The sequence below is a fragment of the Enterobacter sp. Y17 genome (assembly GCF_019730495.1).
Taxonomy (GTDB): Bacteria; Pseudomonadota; Gammaproteobacteria; order Enterobacterales; family Enterobacteriaceae; genus Enterobacter; species Enterobacter asburiae_B.
Window position 1 is genome coordinate 17,155 of the sequence record NZ_JAASKP010000005.1, and the last position, 19,728, is coordinate 36,882.

Below are 19,728 nucleotides of genomic sequence, written 5' to 3' on the forward strand. Positions count from 1 at the left end.
GCAATTAAGCATTGCACGGTGTGAGCCCACTATACTCAGGGCGTAAAAGAGGTAACCTGAATTAATCTTAATTTGTTTTAAGTACGGTTTAGGTGTAGCGTCAATTTCTCCTCGCTGAACCGGCTTTTGCTTATCTGCCTGTAAATAATCATACCGGTAGTTTTTATTGAAAAGTTGGCTTTAATAAATGTTTTGTAAGGAAATAGTCTGGGGACGTCATGCGACGCGGGTTGTTACTGACGGTGGCTAACAGTTTCGCACCGAAATTGTTAATTAAGACGACAGCTTTCGAATTGGTCGTAATTTCGAAACCCGCTGGCAGAGCGCGTCCTCTCTGCTTTTGATTAAAAAAACAAATTAAGCGCGCTGAATAATTCAGACAATGATGGCTAAAGCGTTCAACGGGCGCCTTTGTCGAGTTTTGTCAGTGTCAAGACGGCTTAAAATCGCGGTTAAGAAAACTTCAGACCGGTCAGATAAAGAGAAAGGAAAAATAAGATTTTTCGCCAGGCGCCAGGATATACAGTTGCGCATTTATCCGTCACATTAATCCTTACACAGGCGAGGGATACGCAGGTTAACCGTGAAGGGAATCTACTGGAGCAACAGGCGTTGACCGGAGGTATTTAGCCCATTCTATGCATAAGCATTACATTATTAATGGCCTGGTAGAGTTTCATCCAGCGGCCAGCACATTACGCGATCTCAACAATCCTGACCGGGTGGTGGTATTAAATTCCCCGGCGGGGCGCTGTTTGTTGTTATTAATAGAAAGAGTCGGAAGTATTGTGACTCAACAGGAGTGCATGGATATTGTCTGGCAGCGCCGGGGGATGCTGGTTTCGCCTAATACCTACTACCAGAATATTTCTATTCTGCGTAAGGGGCTGAAGAAAGTGGGGTTTGAAACCGATCCGATTGTCACTATCCCGCGCATTGGGCTGACGCTCGCAAGCGATACGCAAATCACCGTTAAAGAGACGCAGCCGCAGGCTGATGAGGAAGAACGTGCTGCTCCGGATGTCTGCGAAGAGACTGTCGGCCCGACGGCCCCGACACGCCGCTTCTGGCTGCCGGGCGCGCTGGTGCTATTGCTGATGCTGGCTGGCGTGAGCGTTATCAGCCATAACCTGCTGCATGAAAGCTATTTCGTCGACGGATACCGCTTCGCGATGAAGATGGGCGAATGCCAGCTCTATTTTTCTCGCGATATTGAAACGCAGCGCGACAGGGATAAAGCCCTGGCCTATGCCGCCCCGTTTAAGGACCAGTGCGCTAACTATCCCTGGGTTTACGTCAGCGGCTACATCCTGCTGCCTCGCGCATCGGTCATTCGCTGTGACAGGCCAATGACGGAACCCAACCGCTGTATGTCCGATTATTTTATAGAGGATCGCTAGTATGGTTCGCTACCGTCAAACGGTTGTTGCGCTCTGCCTGTGCCTGTTGATGGGGGCTGTCGTGGCAGCGTATTACCTCTTGCATCGCCATTACATCCAGCCCTTTTCCTGCCAGGCGAACTTTATTCAGCATCACCGTGATGAAACGCTCTCTCTGTGGCTGAATTACACCGTGGAGGGTAACAGCGGAATACTCAGCATGAATGGCCGGTTGAAAAGCGATCCTACGAAGACCCTGAATCGCAAAGTTTTCTTTCAGATTGAGCGCAAAGACAGCGTCTATAATCTGACGTCCATACGCAATATGAAATTTCCGGACGACAACATCAGCGACAGCTGGCTGGAGAAGTACGAGCCCTTATTTTTTATCTATCCGAATAAGAATATTTATATGCGTATTAAGAAACAGCAGAATGAGAATTATTTATTTATTCTGGGAACGCTGCCGACCTATGTGTGCCACACGTCAAAAAACGGATAGCGACAGGGAGAAATGTTTTTAATTTTTTGCGGGCATCATTTATGCTTGATTTAACAGCCAGGACCTATCTTAGGAAAATATAACAGCGACAATAATGTTGCGATAATGTAATTATTCTTCGGCAAGTTAATGAAAAATATAATTGATGATAGCGTCAGAATGACGCCTGCACGGAATAAATCCCTGCATATGGGTTTACTCCTGTGGCCCCATTTCTCGCTTTTCGCATATTCAGGATTAATAGAGGCGTTACGTATTGCATCCAGCGTCCAGAAGCGTAGCCAGAAAATACGCTTTAAACTCAGCCTGATAAGCACTTATCCCGACTTACCGATAGTGAGCAGCTCAGGGCTCAGCGTGCGGCCTGAGGCCGCCCATGCGCCGCCCGGCGACTTCGACTACATTGCGGCGATCGGCGGAGGTCTGGAGCATCTTCACCAGGGACACCGTGGCGACAGAGCGTTTCTCACGGAGGCTTATCACAACAACGTTCCTCTGATTGGTATTGGTACCGGCAGCTTTATTCTGGCGGAGGAAGGCTTACTGAACGAGCGCCGCGCCTCGATTCATCCTCATCACCATGACGTTTTCACGCAACGGTTTCCGCAGGTTTATGCTGAGCAAGGCCTCGATTTTATCGACGAAGTCGATGTGCTGACCTGCCCGGGCGGGATCTCAACGCTCACCCTGGTAACGGCGCTGATCCGCGCCCACGGGGGAGACGACATTGCGGCCACCACCTCCCGGCGGCTGTCCCTTCCTCCGCATGACGCCGCCACGCCGCGGCCCGCGAATATCGCCATGATCCCTGATTCACGGCTGCGCAGGGCGGTGACGATCGTCGAACAGTATCTGACTCACCCGCTGAACGCCGCCAGGCTCGCGCAGGACGTTAAGCTGAGCGAACGCCAGCTTAACCGCCTGTTTCACGCCGAGTTTGGCAAAACGGCGCGGGAATTTATTCGCAGCGCCAGGCTGCGCTATGCCTGCTGGCTGCTGAAAAACTCTCAGCAAAGCGTGACGGATATTGCGCGGCGGATGCGGTTTAGCGACTGCGCCCATTTTATTCGTCATTTTCAGACCGAGTACGGCTGCACGCCGGGGGTATGGCGCACGTCGCAGAACTGATGCACCTATTTCGTGCTTTCTTCGTAGGGTATTACTGGCTCGCCTGGATAGACTTCCGTTAAAAGCCTAACGGAGGGAAGACGACATGAACTGGCAGCCTTTTCGCGGCGATGCACCGGAAAATATGACGATTTTCAGCGCGTCATTTCCCGACGTCAGCGACCAGTGGCCGATGAAAGACGACGCTGCCCGTGAAATCGCCTCCCTTGACCGCGCCCTGAAAGCCGAGCCAGCGCTCCGGCCTCCGAGGGTAGAATACGACGAAGGGGGGCAGGCCGTGCTCGTCCCGCAGAACCGCTATTCCGAACAGGCCTTCCGCAACCGCCCGGCGCTCACCGCGTGGCGCACCCGGCTGGTGCCCTCCGCGCTGGCGCTGTTTGTGGTGCAAAACCCGCTGGAGGACCGCCTGCCCGACGGCACGAAAATGGACAGCGACAGCCGCCAGTGGTTTATACACGCTAACGATGCGGTTGGCGTGCGATCCCGCGCCAGGGTGCTGGCCGCGCTGGTGGATAAGTACATTCACAACGAAAGTGAAAATAACTGGGTTAGCCTCGCAAGCGGTGCCGCCATTCCGGTGCTGGAGGCGCTGCGCGAAGCAAAGCTCGACGGCCAGCGTGTATATCTCACGCTGGTGGACAAAGACCCTGTGGCGCTCAGCTGGGCCGAAACCATGGCGGCGCAGGAAGGGATTGTGGTGGGCGAACAGCTGACGCTGCTCAGGCGCAACCTGCTCCATACGCTGGTGCGTAACGAAGACCTGCTGCTGGAGCTCGGCGAGCATCAGGCCGAACTGGTCGACGCGCTTGGGATTTTCGAATACTTCAACGATACCGATGCGGTGATTTTTCTCCAGCGCGCCCTGCGGCTGGTCAAACCCGGCGGCGCGGTGATTGTGTCGAACATGCTGACCAGCAGCCCGCAAATTGACTTTGTGCTGCGGGGTATCGGCTGGGAGGATATTCACCCGAGGTCGTTACAGCAGCTGCAGGATATCCACCTCGCGGCGGGCGTGCCGGTGGAAGACGTCACCGTGGTGGTGCCGAAGGATGGGGTGTATGCGGTGATGGAGATTAAGGTTTAGCTCGAACGGTGTGGGATGACAAACCGCACAATCGGTTCCCTCTCCCTTGAGGGAGAGGGCTAGGGTGAGGGGGAGCAGGGCGCAACAATATTTACCGTTCCTCAGTTGTTCGGTTAAACCGAACAACTGTCATGAAGGATTGACTCGTTTCCCTGTTCTCATTCCCAGGTGATGATTCTTGCTTGCCATGATCTATCATTTGCCTGGTTTCCTGAACCAACTTTCGGGCCATTTCATTAATACGCTCTCTACTTTCAGATGTACGAGAGTTTATAACTTCATTTAAGGTCTTCGTTTTATTGCCTCCATGCTTCTGGATACTTGATTTAATCTCTGCGCTCTATAATGATCCCCCCATGAAAATAGAAACCGCACTCCCCACACACTTCGAACGTCTGGTCGCGATCTGGGAATCCTCCGTCCGCGCCACCCATCACTTTTTACAGGAAAGCGATATTGCGGCGCTGCGCCCGTTATTGCTTAACGCCTATCTGCCTAACCTCAAGGTCGTGATCGTTCGCGATGACGCAGGCGTTATTCACGGCTTTTTAGGCGTGGATGAAAACCGCATTGAAATGCTGTTTGTTGATGACGCGAGCCGCGGGAAGGGCGTCGGGAAATTGCTGCTCCAGCACGCCATCGCAGCGTTCGGCGCGAACGAAGTGGACGTGAATGAGCAGAACCCGCAGGGCGTCGCGTTTTATCGCCATATGGGGTTTGAGCAGGTCGGACGCTCGGAACTGGACGGGCAGGGGAATCCGTTTCCGCTGTTGCATATGCGGTTGGGTGAATGAATATTAACTTAACGCAGAAATCATACTTTTAGATATGAAATGCAACGCGTTTTCCTGTGGGAAGTTCAATGTCGATATGAAGTTTCCCCCCCATTGCCTCAATGTAGCGCTTAAGCGTGGCAATTTTGAGTTCATTTCCACGTTGCTCTAGCTGCGTTACTGCGGGCTGACTCACCCCCATCAGATCGGCAACATTTTTTTGCGAAAGTCTCAGCTCTTCACGTAAAAGTTGCAGACCCGTCTCGAGGATCATTTCATCTGCCATTTCTTTAATACGTTGTTGGCTTTCCGGTGAACGTGACGCAATCACTTCATTTAAGGTTTTCACTTGGTTGCCTCCAGGCTTGTCAGATGGAAGGAAAATTCTGCTTCTGCGATGCGAATCATTTTTTCATAAAAGGCTTTGTCGTTACTCTTATCGCCCGCGCAAAGCACAATGGCCTGACGGACAGGATCAAATGCGAAGAAAGCACGTATCGGACGTCCAGCATATTGAATACGTAATTCTTTAATATGGTTATACCGTGAGCCTTTAACCGTATCAGCATAGGGCCGTGGAAGACGTGGCCCATATTTTTGCAGATTTAGCAGGTCTGCCAGTACCTTATCCTGTAATCCTTCTTCCTGCTCAAGCAGCCATTGCTCGAACACCTTTCCGAACAGAACCGTCCACATGCTTTCGTCCATGATAAGCTGTAGCTTATAAAAAAGAATATAAGCTGTAGTTAATAAATGCAATGGCTGTCATCGATAGCCTGGCTGTTAGTGGCAAGAGTATGACAAAGTTGAGATATCAAACGGGATCGTGCAATTAAGAAATTGCGAGGCGCTTTCCAGCGTTTTTTCTATTCATGCTGGTGTGTATTGCTTCGAGATTATAGCGATCTATCTCTCTGAAAATTGGCGTTTTCCTAACTAGTGAACTATCCGGGATAATCGGATAGTTGAATGTTAATCAACTTTGCGACCAGAAAAATTTTTCATGAGATGCCCATTAATAGTTCGAGCATCTTTAACTTACAGAATTTAAATGAATAAATGATCATGTTCACATAAGGTGACTGGGATGTGGGGAATTTATTTATTAATAAAGTTTTTATTAAAGCGGATGGCATTTTGGCGGAAGATCACAGGAGTCGAACCTGCCCGGGAACGCTGGCGTCCCCAACTGGATTTGAAGTCCAGCCACCTCACCGGAGATGACGATCTTCCGCGCCTCGATTGCTACATGGAGGCGGGGCGCATTATAGCTACTTTCAGGCATTTACCACATACCCCGACACACTTTTTTCACCTCTCTTTTGACCTGTACACCCCTGTTTCAGTTAATTCCTAAGAAAATCCTCATGTTAGCCCCTCGTGCTTCCAACATTTACCGCGATCACAAAAAACAAGAAACGTAATCTGCTAACCAGAAAACGCAATACCCGCTCCTGAAACAATGGTTTAAAACTCTGTAACCGGTCTCAGCGCCCCCTACAGCGTGAAGGATAAAAAAAGATGAGCGAAGTATTGTCAGTTAAAGAGAAGATTGGCTACGGCATGGGAGATGCCGCCAGCCACATCATTTTTGATAACGTCATGTTATACATGATGTTTTTCTACACCGATATTTTCGGCATTCCCGCCGGGTTTGTCGGCACCATGTTCCTGCTGGCGCGCGCGCTGGATGCGATCTCCGACCCGTGCATGGGGCTGATTGCCGACCGCACCCGCAGCCGCTGGGGCAAATTCCGTCCGTGGATTTTGTTCGGCGCCATCCCGTTCGGCATCGTCTGCGTGCTGGCCTACACCACCCCGGACCTCAGCCTCAACGGCAAAATGGTTTACGCCGCCGTTACCTACACCCTGCTGACCCTGCTCTATACCGTGGTCAATATCCCCTACTGCGCGCTGGGCGGCGTGATCACCAACGACCCGACGCAGCGTATCTCCCTTCAGTCCTGGCGCTTTGTGCTGGCGACCGCGGGCGGCATGCTCTCCACGGTGCTGATGATGCCGCTGGTGAACCTGATTGGCGGCGACGATAAGGCGTTCGGCTTCCAGGGCGGCATCGCCGTGCTGTCGGTGGTCGCGTTCCTGATGCTGGCGTTCTGCTTCTTTACCACCAAAGAGCGCATCCAGGTGCCGCCTAGCACCACCTCCATGCGGGAAGACCTGCGCGACATCTGGCACAACGACCAGTGGCGCATCGTCGGCGTACTCACCATCCTCAACATCCTCGCCGTCTGCGTGCGCGGCGGCGCGATGATGTACTACTGCACCTGGATCATGGGCTCGCCGGAGGTGTTCGTCGCGTTCCTCACCACCTACTGCGTCGGCAACCTGATTGGCTCCGCGCTGGCGAAACCGCTCACCGACTGGAAGTGCAAGGTCAGCATCTTCTGGTGGACCAACGCCGCGCTGGCGGTGGTCAGCGTGGCGATGTTCTTCGTGCCGATGCACGCCACCGTGCTGATGTTCGCCTTTATCTTCATCATCGGCGTGCTGCACCAGCTGGTGACGCCGATCCAGTGGGTGATGATGTCCGACACCGTCGACTACGGCGAATGGACCAACGGCAAGCGCCTGACCGGCATCAGCTTTGCGGGCACGCTGTTCGTGCTGAAGCTCGGTCTGGCGCTGGGCGGAGCGATGATCGGCTGGATGCTGGCAGGCGGCGGCTACGACGCGGCAGCCAAAAGCCAGAACAGCGCGACCATCAGCATCATTATCGGCCTGTTTACCCTGGCCCCGGCGGCCTGCTACGTGCTGAGCGCCATTATCGCCAAGCGCTACTACACGCTGAAAACCCCCTTCCTGACCAAAATCATGGGTGAGCTGGCGCAGGGCGCGCGCCGCAATCAGCAGGAGTTTGAAAACCTGCCGGTCAGCAAAGAATTGCAGAACTAAGAGGACGAGAGCATGAAAATCAGTGATGGAAACTGGCTTATTCAACCGGGCCTGAACGTGACGTATCCGGTTCAGGTGTTCGACGTGGAGCAGCAGGGCAACGACCTGGTGGTGTATGTGGCGCCGCGCGACGTGCGCGAACGCACCTGGCAGCTCGACACGTTGATGTTCACGGTGCGCCTGTTTGCCCCGCAGGAAGGGATTGTCGGGGTGCGCATCGAGCATTTCCAGGGCGCGCTGAATAACGGCCCGCACTATCCGCTGAACGTTCTGAAAGACGTGAAGGTAGAGATTGAAAACAACGCCGGGTTTGCCGAGCTGAAAAGCGGAAGCGTCAGCGTGCGCGTCACCAAAGGCGAGTTCTGGGCGCTGGATTTCCTGCGCAACGGCCAGCGCATTACCGGCAGCCAGCTGAAAAACAACGGCTACGTGCAGGATACCAACGCCGACCGCAATTACGTGTTCGAACGTCTGGATCTGGGCGTGGGGGAAACGGTCTACGGTCTGGGCGAGCGCTTTACCGCGCTGGTGCGCAACGGCCAGACGGTCGAAACCTGGAACCGCGACGGCGGCACCAGCACCGAGCAGTCCTACAAAAATATCCCGTTCTACCTGACCAACCGCGGCTACGGCGTGCTGGTGAATCATCCCGAGAACGTCTCGTTTGAAGTCGGCTCCGAGAAAGTCTCCAAAGTGCAGTTCAGCGTGGAAGGGGAATATCTCGAATACTTCGTGATCGACGGCCCGACGCCGAAAGAGGTGCTGAACCGCTATACGCGGTTCACCGGGCGTCCGGCGCTGCCGCCTGCCTGGTCGTTCGGCCTGTGGCTCACCACCTCGTTCACCACCAACTACGACGAAGCGACGGTAAACAGCTTTATTGACGGCATGGCCGAGCGCGACCTGCCGCTGCACGTGTTCCACTTCGACTGCTTCTGGATGAAGGCCTTCCAGTGGTGCGATTTCGAGTGGGACCCGGTGACCTTCCCGGATCCGGAAGGGATGATCCGACGCCTGAAGGAGAAAGGGCTGAAGGTCTGCGTGTGGATTAACCCGTACATCGGCCAGAAATCCCCGATTTTCAGGGAGCTGAAAGAGAAGGGCTACCTGCTCAGGCGCCCGGACGGCTCCCTGTGGCAGTGGGACAAATGGCAGCCGGGGCTGGCGATTTATGACTTCACCAACCCGGACGCGTGCCGGTGGTATGCCGACAGGCTGAAAGGTCTGGTGGAGATCGGCGTCGACTGCTTCAAGACCGACTTCGGCGAGCGTATCCCGACGGACGTGCAGTGGTTCGACGGGGCCGATCCGCAGAAGATGCATAACCACTACGCCTACATCTATAACGAGCTGGTGTGGAACGTGCTGAAGGAGACGGTGGGGGAGGAAGAGGCGGTGCTGTTTGCCCGCTCGGCGTCCGTCGGGGCGCAGCAGTTTCCGGTGCACTGGGGCGGCGACTGCTACGCTAACTACGAGTCGATGGCCGAAAGCCTGCGCGGCGGGCTGTCGATTGGCCTGTCCGGCTTCGGGTTCTGGAGCCACGATATCGGCGGGTTCGAAAACACCGCTCCGGCGCACGTCTACAAGCGCTGGTGCGCGTTCGGGCTGTTCTCCAGCCACAGCCGCCTGCACGGCAGCAAATCCTACCGCGTGCCGTGGGCGTACGATGACGAGTCCTGCGACGTGGTGCGCCACTTCACCCAGCAGAAGTGTCAGCTGATGCCGTACCTGTATCGTCAGGCGGCGCTGGCCCGCGAGTTCGGCACGCCGATGCTGCGGGCGATGATGCTGGAGTTCCCGGACGATCCGGCATGCGATTACCTCGACCGCCAGTACATGCTGGGGGATGCGGTGATGGTCGCGCCGGTGTTCTCCGAGGCGGGCGACGTGCAGTTCTACCTGCCGGAAGGACGCTGGACGCATCTGTGGCATAACGACGAAATTCAGGGCAGCCGCTGGCATAAGCAGCAGCACGATTTCATGAGCCTGCCGGTCTACGTGCGCGACAACACCCTGCTGGCGCTGGGCAACAATAACCAGAAGCCGGACTACGCGTGGAACGCGGGGACGGCCTTCCAGCTGTTTAACCTGGACGATGGCTCAACGGCGGTGAGCGAAGTGCCTGCGGCGGACGGGGCCGTGGCGTTTACGCTGAAGGCGTCACGTCGGGGCGATATCGTGACCTTTACCGGCGCGGGAGACGCGAAAAACTGGTCCGTGTGCTTGCGCAACGTACAGAAGGTGAGCGGCGTGAAGGGGGGGTCACACGCGGGCAGCGAGTGGGGTGTGGTAGTGAAAGCGGAGGGGAATGAGGTGGTGGTTCACCTTTAATTCCCCTCACCCTAACCCTCTCCCCAAAGGGGCGAGGGAAGGGTTTGCTCCCTCTCCCTTTCAGGGAGAGGGCTGGGGTGAGGGTGCGGTCGATACTACACCGCCCGTCATCGTCTGCTGCACCTGCTGTTTATCCATATTTACCGCGTTCAGCTTGCCGTTCACCGTTGGCTTCAACGGTGCGCTGGCCTGCACGCTGCCGCTGGCGGTGAGCTGAATATTGCCGTCGCCCGTAATCGGCAGCGCAGGCCAGCCCCACTGCTGCAGCACGTTGAGCGGCACGCCGCGGCCGTTCAGGCTCACCGTGGTCTGCCGCTGCGGCAGCTGAGAAACCGTCGCCGTGGCTTCCAGAATGCCTTTCTCGGTAAAGGCGCTCAGGTCGGTAATGTTCACCGTGGCGGCGTTCGCATTCAGCGCCAGCGACGGACGACGCACGTCCACGCGGTTAAAGGTCGCTGCCGCGCCGTTCAGGGTTGCGCTACCGCCCCAGATACCCCACTGGCGATCTTTCACCAGCTGCAGGTTTGCGCCGTAGCCGTCCAGAGAGGTGATCTGCCACGGGAAGGCGGGATCGATGTCGATCACCAGGTTGCGGCTCAGGCCGAATTTTTGCAGCGTGACGCTGTTCAGCCATTCCGGCAGAGGCTCCATCCACAGCGTTTTCCAGTTCTGCGGCAGGGTGTACTCCAGCCCGGCGATGGCAACATCGTCCAGCACCAGCGCTTTACCATCGCGCAGCCAGTTACCGGACGTGCGCACCATGCCGCCCTCCCAGCGGGAGGTGAACTGACGCAGCGCCATGCCCTGCGGGGAAAACTCCGCATTCAGGATCGGGTCGAAAAGATGCAGCGAGCCGTAGATAAACTCGCTGGCGTTCATGGACAGCCGGCCTTCCTGGCTCTGCCAGTCGCCTTTGCTGAGAGTCAGGTTGCGCAGGCTTAAATCGAGATCGGTCACCGCCCAGTCCGGGCCCTGAAGCCGGGCGTCGGTCACGTCCAGACGACCAATCTGCAGAGAGGGGATGGAGGCCAGCGGCGCGAAGAACGCCATCAGCGTTTTATCGCTCTGCAGGCGGATCTCATTCAGGCGCATCGTGTCGATAATCCAGCTCCCGTCGGCGTTGCGCAGGGCGGAGCCGGTAAGCGAGCCACGGGCCATATCGGCGCCAATCGTTTTCAGCACCACTTCCCTGCCGTTGAGCTGGCCCTCGATCAGCACGTTAGTCGCCGGTACGCCGTTCAGGGTCAGCGAGCCCGCGCTCATCTGGATCTGCGCGTTGTTCCCCAGCACGTTACCCGCTTCCGGCTGCCACGGGCTGACGCCGCCCGTGACCTTCTGCGCGCTGAGATCCCATTCGGTATTCGGGCTGTTAAAGGCCATGTTGTTCAGCTGCAGGCGATCCGCCTGGAAAGGCAGCGGTGCCGTCTGAGGCGAGAGATTCAGCGTGCCGTCGAACAGGGTGATGGTGTCCATATGCAGCGGATCGGTTATCTGGCGGCTGCTCAGGCCGATATCGACTTTTTTGGCTACCAGCGTGGCGGGTTTACCGTCCCGACCGAAGGTGACGTTTTCCAGAATGATGTGGGAAGGCGACGAAAAGCGGTGATTCATCTTGTCGAAACTGAGTTCGTAGTCGGTATTCACCGTCACCCAGCTGCTGACCTGAGACGCGCCCCAGCGGGTCTGGAGCAGAATGTAGAACGCCAGCAGCACAATGAGCAGGGCTACCAGAAGATAGATGAGGAGCTTTCCAATAAATTTCATGGTCTTCCATCCCGCAAAACGCACATAAGGGAGTTATGCACGATTTATGCGCAATCCTCAAGGCGGGAATGGTGTAATTAGATGTCACGGCAGGCATTGGCTGCCTGCCGTGAAGAGGATCAGTTCTTTTCAGGCGGGAAAACGAGGTTCAGTACGATAGCGGTGATACCGCCCGCGGCAATGCCGGAAGAGAGCAGGTTTTTCACCCAGTCAGGCGCAAACTGCAGGATCAGCGGCTGCTGGGAAACACCCAGACCGACGGCCAGCGACAGCGCGATAATCATGATCGCGCGGCGGTTCAGCGGCTCGCGGGAGACTATACGCACGCCGGAGGCCGCGATTGTCCCGAACATCACCAGCGTTGCGCCGCCCAGCACCGGCTCAGGGATGTGCTGCACAAAGCCGCTTACCGCCGGGAACAGGCCGAGGACGATCAGCATCAGCGCCACCACAAAACCGACGTAGCGGCTGGCCACGCCGGTCAGCTGGATCACGCCGTTGTTCTGACCGAAGCAGGAGTTCGGGAAGGTGTTGAATACCGCAGAGACAAACGAGTTCAGGCCGTTCGCCAGCACGCCGCCTTTCAGGCGCTTCATGTACAGCGGGCCGGACACCGGCTGCTCGGAGACGTCGGAGGTGGCGGTGATGTCACCGATGGTCTCCAGAGAGGTGATCATAAAGACCAGCATCAGCGGCAGGAGCAGGCCCCAGTCAATGCCCAGTCCGTAGTACAGCGGCGTGGGGACGACGATCAGCGCGCTGTTGGTCGGCGCGGTGTTCTCCGGCAGCATGCCCAGCGCCCACGCCAGCAGGTAGCCCGCCGCCATGGCGATCACCAGCGAGGCGACGCGCAGGTAAGGATTTCGCTGACGGTTAAGCAGAATAATGATCGCCAGCACGACACCCGCCAGCAGCAGGTTTTTCGGCGCGCCAAAGGTGTGGTCGCTCATTGCGGCATAACCGCCGCCAATGGAGGTCAGGCCCACCTGAATCAGCGACAGGCCGATAATCATTACGACGACGCCAGAAACCAGCGGGGTGATAACGCGGCGAGCCAGATGCAGAACGCGGGAGATGACCATCTCCGTGCAGCTGGCCAGCATCAGGGTGCCGAACAGCGCCGCCATCATGGTTGGGACATCCGCACCGCCGGTTTTCAGCGCCGTACCGCCCATGATAAGCGGTGCCACGAAGTTAAAGCTGGTGCCCTGAATCGACAATAATCCCGACCCCACCGGCCCCCACGCTTTAATTTGAATAATCGAGGCCACGCCGGAGGCGAAGAGAGACATGCTGATAATGTGCTGCGTGTCCTGCGCCGGTAAACCGAGCGCCTGGCAAATCAGCAGCGCCGGGGTGATCACCGCAACAAACATCGCCAGAAGATGCTGGCAGGCGGCGAAAAGCGTTTGCGGCAGCGGCGGGCGATCCTCAAGGCGGTAAATCAGTTCGCTATTTTGCTTCTGCGCAATCGGTTGCGCATCAGGCGACTCTATGGTGTTAACGGACATCGGCGGCAATCCCACGGTGGAAAAGCGGGCATTTTATCTGACCACCTGGTAAAAGCAAACGATTGCCAGCAAAAAAAGGGAAGAAAATCTGCCGCTGTGAGCAGGTTTTCTACAACGCGTGGGGAAAAAAAATTACACTTTTTGCGCCGGGGGCTCATGAAGAGCGCAAACCGGCCCAGGATAACGCCGCGTGTGTATGGAACACGCGCATAACAGGAGCCTTTTATGATTCATCTCGATACGTTGTCGACCCTTGTTGCCGCAACGCTGGTTCTTCTGCTTGGTCGCAAGCTGGTACATAGCGTTTCCCTTCTGAAGAAATACACCATTCCTGAACCTGTCGCCGGTGGCCTGCTGGTGGCGCTGGCCCTGCTGATACTGAAAAAAAGCATGGGCTGGGAAATCGATTTTGATATGTCCCTGAAAGACCCGCTGATGCTGGCCTTCTTTGCCACTATCGGCCTGAACGCCAACCTGGCGAGCCTGCGCTCGGGCGGTAAGGTGCTCGGCGTATTCCTGATTGTGGTGGTGGGGCTGCTGCTGATGCAAAACGCCATTGGCATCGGCATGGCAACGCTGCTGGGGCTGGATCCGCTGATGGGTCTGCTGGCGGGGTCGATTACCCTTTCGGGCGGTCACGGAACCGGGGCCGCGTGGAGCAAGCTGTTCATCGAGCGCTACGGGTTTGAAAACGCGACGGAAGTGGCGATGGCCTGTGCGACCTTTGGCCTGGTGCTGGGTGGCCTGATTGGCGGTCCGGTGGCGCGGTATCTGGTTAAGCACTCCACCACGCCGAACGGCAGGCCGGACGATGAGCTGGTGCCGACCGCCTTCGAAAAGCCGGACGTTGGCCGCAGCATCACCTCGCTGGTGCTGATTGAAACTATCGCGACGATCGCCATCTGCCTGACCGTGGGCAAAGTGGTTGCGCAATGGCTGGCGGGTTCCGCGTTTGAACTGCCGACGTTTGTCTGCGTGCTGTTTATCGGGGTGATCCTGAGCAACGGTCTGGCGCTGATGGGCTTCTACCGCGTGTTTGAACGGGCGGTATCGGTGCTCGGCAACGTCTGTCTGTCGCTGTTCCTGGCGATGGCGCTGATGAGCCTCAAGCTGTGGGTGCTGGCCTCGCTGGCGCTGCCGATGGTGGCGATTCTTGCGGTGCAGGCGCTGTTTATGGCGCTGTACGCCATGTTCGTGACCTGGCGCATGATGGGCAAAAACTACGATGCGGCGGTGCTGGCAGCGGGTCACTGCGGGTTTGGTCTGGGGGCTACCCCAACGGCTATAGCCAACATGCAGGCGATCACCGAACGGTTCGGACCATCGCACATGGCGTTTCTGGTGGTCCCGATGGTTGGCGCCTTCTTCATTGATATCGTCAACGCGCTGGTGATCAAGCTGTACCTGATGCTGCCGATGTTTGCCTGAGATCAGGCGTTGGAATACCGCTCGGTTTCCGGCATCCAGCGCTCAATTAACGCTGCCGCCTGTTCGGGGTAGCGTTCATGAATATGGCGGGCGAGGCGCTGAACCTCGGGGATCATGGCCTGATCTCGCAGCAAATCCGCTACTTTGAACTCCGCGTTACCCGTCTGACGCGTGCCCAGCAGCTCGCCCGGGCCGCGGATCTCCAGGTCTTTTTGCGCAATCACAAAACCGTCGTTGCTGTCGCGCAGCACCTGCAGACGCATCTGGGCGGTTTTGGAAAGAGGCGCTTTGTAGAGCAGTACGCAGTGGGACGCAACCGCGCCGCGGCCGACGCGCCCGCGCAGCTGGTGGAGCTGGGCAAGGCCGAGACGCTCCGGGTTTTCGATGATCATCAGGCTGGAATTGGGAACGTCCACACCGACTTCGATTACCGTGGTGGCGATCAGCAGATGTAAATCACCCTGTTTGAACGACTGCATCACCGCCTGTTTTTCGGCGGGCTTCATGCGTCCGTGAACCAGACCCACGTTCAGCTCGGGCAGCGCCAGCTTAAGCTCTTCCCACGTTGCTTCGGCAGCCTGTGCTTCCAGCAGTTCAGACTCTTCAATCAGCGTACAGACCCAGTAGGCCTGACGCCCTTCCTGGGTGCAGGCGTTGCGCACGCGGTCGATGATATCGCTGCGGCGCGTGTCGGGAATGGCGACCGTGGTGACCGGCGTACGGCCCGGCGGCAGTTCGTCAATGGTGGAGGTATCCAGATCGGCGTACGCGGTCATCGCCAGGGTGCGCGGGATCGGCGTGGCGGTCATGATCAGCTGATGCGGGTGGAAGCCCTGCTGCAGCCCTTTCTCCCAGAGCGCCAGACGCTGATGCACGCCGAAGCGGTGCTGCTCGTCGATAATCACCAGCGCAAGACCGTTAAACTGCACCTGCTCCTGGAAGATGGCGTGCGTGCCGACAATCATCTGCACCTGCCCGCTGGCAATAGCCTCCTGTTGCGCAAGGCGCGCTTTGCCTTTTTGCTTCCCGGCAAGCCAGCCCACTTCAATTCCGAGTGGCGCAAACCAGGCGCGGAAATTGTTGGCGTGCTGTTCAGCCAGCAGCTCGGTCGGCGCCATTAGCGCCACCTGTTTACCGTTAGCAATCGCGCGCAGGGCCGCCAGGGCGGCAACCAGCGTTTTACCGGAGCCCACGTCGCCCTGCACCAGGCGCATCATCGGCACGTCGAGCGCCATATCGCGTTCAATCTCGGCGGTAACGCGCGCCTGCGCGCCGGTGGGTTTAAACGGCAGCGAGGCCAGCAGCTTATCTTTGAGCGCATCGTTCTGGCTTAACGGCTGAGCGTGGAAACGCTGCGCGCCCGCGCGAAGCGCCAGCATGCTCAGGTTATGTGCCAGTAATTCCTCAAGGATAAGACGCTGTTGTGCGGGGTGTTTGCCGCTTTCTAAATCGCTGAGCTGCAGCGTTGGCGGCGGGCGGTGCAGGGTGCGCAGCGCCTCGGGCAGGCTCATCATGCCCTGCGCCAGCTCGGGCGGCAGCAGCTCGGTAATGGCGCAGGTATCCAGCAGCTCCAGCGCCTGATCGGTGAGCTTGCGCAGCGTCGCCTGCTTGATGCCTTCGGTTGTCGGGTAAACCGGGGTAAGCGTCTCCTGCATTTCCGGCGTGCTGAGATCGCCCTGCACGCGGTACTCCGGGTGGATCATCTCTGCGCCGTATTTCCCGCGTTTGGCTTCGCCATAGGCCAGCACCCTGCGGCCCGTCGCCAGGCTGTTTTTCATCGCCGCGCTGAAGTTGAAAAAACGTATGGTGAGAATGCCGGTACCGTCGCTGATCTGGCAGGTCATCATCCGGCGTCCGCCGAAGGTGATGTTGCAGTTCAGGACTTCGCCTTCAACGGTGGCGTAAATGGCGGGAAGAAGATCGCCAATCTTGTAGAGCTGGGTGCGGTCTTCGTAACGCAGGGGGAGGTGAAGCAGGAGATCCTGAACGGTGTGCAGGCCAATTTTTGCCAGCTTATTGCTTTGCGCCGCGCCCACGCCCGTCAGGCTGTTAAGCGGGATAGCATCCAGCAGGCGGCCTTTCATCGCTTACCCGGCGTACTGCATGGTGGCCCACCACTCGGCATCGGCTACAATTTCGCCCTGCGCGTTGACGTGGGGGTAAGGCAATTTTTTCTGCTTCGCAACGCGAGCCAGCACCGGATAACCACCTTCAAACAGCAGGCGCTGCTGCTCATCTTCCGGCAGCATGCTGTTGCTGCGCTCGTACATCCCGGCGTTCTGACGCTGGCGCTGCGCTTCATACAGAATGAGCGCGGACGCCACGGAGACGTTCAAAGACTGCACCATGCCGATCATCGGAATGATGATGTCACGATCCGCCAGATCCAGCGCTTCCTGGGTGATCCCGGTTTTCTCCTGACCCATCAAAATGCAGGTCGGTCGGGTGTAGTCGATCTCGCGGAAATCTACGGCTTTAGCGGACAGGTTCGTGGCCAGGATCTGCATCCCGCGCCCTTTCAGGTGCGATACGGCTTCGCCAATGGTGTGATGATTTTTGACAGACACCCAGCTGTTGCTGCCTGCCGCCGCCGAGACCGTATTGCGCATACGGCCGTCCGGCCAGACGGCGTGCACTTCATGCACACCGACGGCATCTGCGGTACGGACGATAGCAGAGACGTTATGAGGTTTATGCACCTGCTCCATGCAGACCGTCAGGTCAGGCTGACGCCTGGCGAGCATTTCGCAGATACGTGCATAACGTTGTGAATTCATAAACCTAGTTTCGGTTTCGGGTGACTTTAATCACGTCCGGCATGACGCGGATCTTGCGCATAATATTCGCCAGATGCACGCGGTCGCGGGCGGTCAGACGAATAAAGGCGCTGTACACGCGGCCATCTTTTTCTTCCGTATTCAGGCTCTGAATGTTGGATGAAGCCGTGTTGATCGCTGCCGTCAGGTTCGCCAGGGCACCCTGATGGTTGAACATATCCACCTTAATTTCGGTGATAAATTCCTGCGCGGTCTCTTTATCCCACTCGACCGCCATAAACTTCTCGGCTTCTTTCTGGTAGCCGCGAATGTTACGACAGGACTCGTGGTGGATAACCAGCCCTTTACCCGGGCTGACATGCGCAATAATCGGGTCGCCAGGAATTGGACGACAGCATTTTGCGAAGGTGATCAGCACCCCGTCTGCGCCTTTAATCGGCAGGTGTCCGTGGCTTTGCGTGGTTGCAGGCACCGCTGTCGTGTCGCCTTGCTGCAGATTCTTCGCCACCACCACGCTCATGGCGTTGCCGAGGCCAATCTCTGCCAGCAGGTCGTCAAGCGACGCAAGCTTCATGCGCTCCAGCTCACGCTGTACGTTCTCCTGCGGAATTTCAGCCAGCTTACGGCTACCGCCCAACGCGTGGTTGAGCAGGCGACGCCCCAGGCTGACGGAATCATCGCGCTTGAGGTTTTTCAGCAGCTGGCGAATTTTGGCGCGTGCTTTGGAGCTCACGACAAAGTTCAGCCAGGCCGCGTTCGGACGTGCGCCCGGCGCGGTAATAATTTCTACCGTCTGGCCGCTGGAGAGCGGCTGAGACAGCGGATAAGGCTGTCTGTCGACACGCGCGCCGACGCAGGCATGCCCGATATCGGTATGCACGGCGTAAGCGAAGTCGACCGGCGTGGCGCCCGCAGGCAGTTCGACAATGCGACCTTCTGGGGTGAAAACGTAAATCTCATCCGGGAAGAGATCGGATTTAACGCTCTCGATAAATTCAAACGAGCTACCCGCACTCTGCTGAAGCTCCAGCAGGCTCTGCATCCAGCGCTGGGCGCGGATTTGTGCGGTCGTGCTGCTTTCGCCACCGTGCTCTTTATACGCCCAGTGTGCGGCAACACCCATCTCTGCCATCTGGTCCATGTCTTCGGTGCGAATTTGCACCTCAACAGGTACGCCATGTGGCCCGATCATCGAGGTGTGCAAAGATTGATAGCCGTTCGCTTTTGGAATGGCGATGTAATCTTTCATGCGGCCCGGACGCGGTTTGTAGAGGCTGTGCATCTGCCCCAGCACGCGATAGCAGGTGTCCGAGTCGTGGACAATTACGCGGAAGGCGTAGATATCCATGATCGAGTGAAAACGCTGCTCTTTGAGCACCATTTTGCAGTAGATGGAGTACAAATGTTTTTCGCGACCGCTGACGCGGCACGGAATTCCCGCTTCCTGTAAGCGCCCTTCAATTTCCGAGAGGATTTTTTGAATCATCTCTTTACGGTTACCGCGTGCGGCTTTCACCACCTCTTTAATCACGCGATAGCGGTTCGGGTACAACGCTTCAAAACCCAACTCTTCCAGCTCGGTTTTAATGTGGTGAATACCTAAACGGTGCGCCAGCGGACTGTAGATTTCGAGGGTTTCACGGGCAATGCGGCGACGTTTATCCGGGCGAAGTGAGCCCAGCGTGCGCATGTTGTGGGTACGGTCAGCGAGTTTGATGAGAATGACGCGGATATCCTGCACCATCGCCATAATCATCTTGCGGAAGTTTTCGGCTTGCGCCTCTTTCTTGTCGCGGAAATTCAGCTTATCAAGCTTAGAGACCCCTTCCACCAGTTCGGCAACGCTTTTGCCAAACAGCTGTTCCATGTCCTGATAAGTGGCAGGGGTATCTTCGATCACGTCATGCAGCAGAGCGGCCATCAGCGTTTCGTAGTCGAGTTTCATCTCGGCCAGAATACAGGCCACCGCTACCGGGTGCGTGATATAGGGTTCACCGCTTGAACGTGTCTGGCCCTCGTGAGCGTCACGTGCAACGAGATACGCCTGCTGAAGACGCTTAATCTGGTCTTCAGGCAGGTAGGTTTGAATCAGTTGATTCAGGCTTTCAAACAGATACAAGGGCGACCCGCAGGTTTAA

At 57.0% G+C, this 19,728-nt stretch carries 15 protein-coding genes and 1 tRNA gene; 8 read left to right on the forward strand and 8 right to left on the reverse strand.

Annotated features, from left to right (window positions below; translation table 11 throughout):
- The first annotated feature begins 638 nt into the window (after positions 1-638).
- The 5 genes from HCH49_RS18645 (at position 639) to HCH49_RS18665 (ending at position 4,887) form a co-directional block, all read left to right on the forward strand.
- Positions 639-1,400 carry a transcriptional regulator gene (locus HCH49_RS18645; RefSeq protein WP_221703205.1) on the forward strand — a complete coding sequence of 254 codons (762 nt, stop codon included), beginning with the start codon at positions 639-641 and terminating at the stop codon, positions 1,398-1,400.
- A 1-nt stretch (position 1,401) separates the two neighbouring features.
- Complete coding sequence (locus HCH49_RS18650; protein ID WP_221703206.1) at positions 1,402-1,881, forward strand: hypothetical protein; 480 nt, start codon at positions 1,402-1,404, stop codon at positions 1,879-1,881.
- 189 nt (positions 1,882-2,070) lie between these two features.
- Positions 2,071-3,009: a GlxA family transcriptional regulator gene (locus HCH49_RS18655; protein ID WP_214580218.1), complete on the forward strand. Its 939-nt coding sequence runs from the start codon at positions 2,071-2,073 to the stop codon at positions 3,007-3,009.
- Between the two features lie 85 nt (positions 3,010-3,094).
- Complete coding sequence (locus HCH49_RS18660) at positions 3,095-4,093, forward strand: class I SAM-dependent methyltransferase (protein ID WP_087823669.1); 999 nt, start codon at positions 3,095-3,097, stop codon at positions 4,091-4,093.
- Positions 4,094-4,449: 356 nt separating this feature from the next.
- Positions 4,450-4,887 (forward strand): acetyltransferase, encoded by a 438-nt coding sequence (locus HCH49_RS18665; RefSeq protein ID WP_214538978.1) that lies wholly within the window; start codon positions 4,450-4,452, stop codon positions 4,885-4,887.
- A 28-nt stretch (positions 4,888-4,915) separates the two neighbouring features.
- Here HCH49_RS18665 and HCH49_RS18670 read toward each other — a convergent pair whose 3' ends face one another.
- From HCH49_RS18670 to HCH49_RS18680, 3 genes are all read right to left on the reverse strand, one after another.
- Positions 4,916-5,215 carry a helix-turn-helix domain-containing protein gene (locus HCH49_RS18670; protein ID WP_023309874.1) on the reverse strand — a complete coding sequence of 100 codons (300 nt, stop codon included), beginning with the start codon at positions 5,213-5,215 and terminating at the stop codon, positions 4,916-4,918.
- On the reverse strand, positions 5,212-5,562 hold the full coding sequence (locus tag HCH49_RS18675) for a type II toxin-antitoxin system RelE/ParE family toxin (RefSeq protein WP_221703207.1): 351 nt from the start codon (positions 5,560-5,562) through the stop codon (positions 5,212-5,214). The genes HCH49_RS18670 and HCH49_RS18675 overlap by 4 nt, the downstream gene beginning before the upstream one ends.
- Positions 5,563-6,004: 442 nt before the next feature.
- Positions 6,005-6,099 (reverse strand) — tRNA-Sec (locus tag HCH49_RS18680).
- A 288-nt stretch (positions 6,100-6,387) separates the two neighbouring features.
- Here HCH49_RS18680 and HCH49_RS18685 point away from each other — a divergent pair.
- Both HCH49_RS18685 and yicI read left to right on the forward strand, forming a co-directional pair.
- Entirely contained in the window at positions 6,388-7,779 is a 1,392-nt protein-coding gene (locus HCH49_RS18685) for a glycoside-pentoside-hexuronide family transporter (RefSeq protein ID WP_221703209.1), read from the forward strand.
- 12 nt (positions 7,780-7,791) lie between these two features.
- Positions 7,792-10,110 carry an alpha-xylosidase gene (gene yicI, locus HCH49_RS18690; RefSeq protein WP_221703210.1) on the forward strand — a complete coding sequence of 773 codons (2,319 nt, stop codon included), beginning with the start codon at positions 7,792-7,794 and terminating at the stop codon, positions 10,108-10,110.
- 60 nt (positions 10,111-10,170) lie between these two features.
- Here the strand turns inward: yicI and HCH49_RS18695 are convergent, their stop codons facing one another.
- Together HCH49_RS18695 and xanP are read right to left on the reverse strand one after the other, a co-directional pair.
- Entirely contained in the window at positions 10,171-11,874 is a 1,704-nt protein-coding gene (locus HCH49_RS18695; protein ID WP_221703212.1) for an AsmA family protein, read from the reverse strand.
- A gap of 119 nt (positions 11,875-11,993) precedes the next feature.
- Positions 11,994-13,385 (reverse strand): xanthine/proton symporter XanP, encoded by a 1,392-nt coding sequence (gene xanP, locus HCH49_RS18700; RefSeq protein ID WP_023309879.1) that lies wholly within the window; start codon positions 13,383-13,385, stop codon positions 11,994-11,996.
- A 225-nt stretch (positions 13,386-13,610) separates the two neighbouring features.
- Between xanP and gltS the strand changes: the two genes are divergently transcribed.
- Positions 13,611-14,813, forward strand: coding sequence for a sodium/glutamate symporter (gene gltS / locus HCH49_RS18705; protein ID WP_221703213.1), 1,203 nt, complete (start codon positions 13,611-13,613; stop codon positions 14,811-14,813).
- A gap of 2 nt (positions 14,814-14,815) precedes the next feature.
- Here the strand turns inward: gltS and recG are convergent, their stop codons facing one another.
- The 3 genes from recG to spoT are packed head-to-tail and all read right to left on the reverse strand — an operon-like array spanning position 14,816 to position 19,709.
- Positions 14,816-16,897 (reverse strand): ATP-dependent DNA helicase RecG, encoded by a 2,082-nt coding sequence (gene recG, locus HCH49_RS18710; protein ID WP_213788143.1) that lies wholly within the window; start codon positions 16,895-16,897, stop codon positions 14,816-14,818.
- A gap of 3 nt (positions 16,898-16,900) precedes the next feature.
- On the reverse strand, positions 16,901-17,590 hold the full coding sequence (trmH, locus tag HCH49_RS18715; RefSeq protein WP_202774627.1) for a tRNA (guanosine(18)-2'-O)-methyltransferase TrmH: 690 nt from the start codon (positions 17,588-17,590) through the stop codon (positions 16,901-16,903).
- A gap of 4 nt (positions 17,591-17,594) precedes the next feature.
- On the reverse strand, positions 17,595-19,709 hold the full coding sequence (gene spoT, locus HCH49_RS18720) for a bifunctional GTP diphosphokinase/guanosine-3',5'-bis pyrophosphate 3'-pyrophosphohydrolase (RefSeq protein WP_023309883.1): 2,115 nt from the start codon (positions 19,707-19,709) through the stop codon (positions 17,595-17,597).
- Positions 19,710-19,728 lie beyond the last annotated feature (19 nt).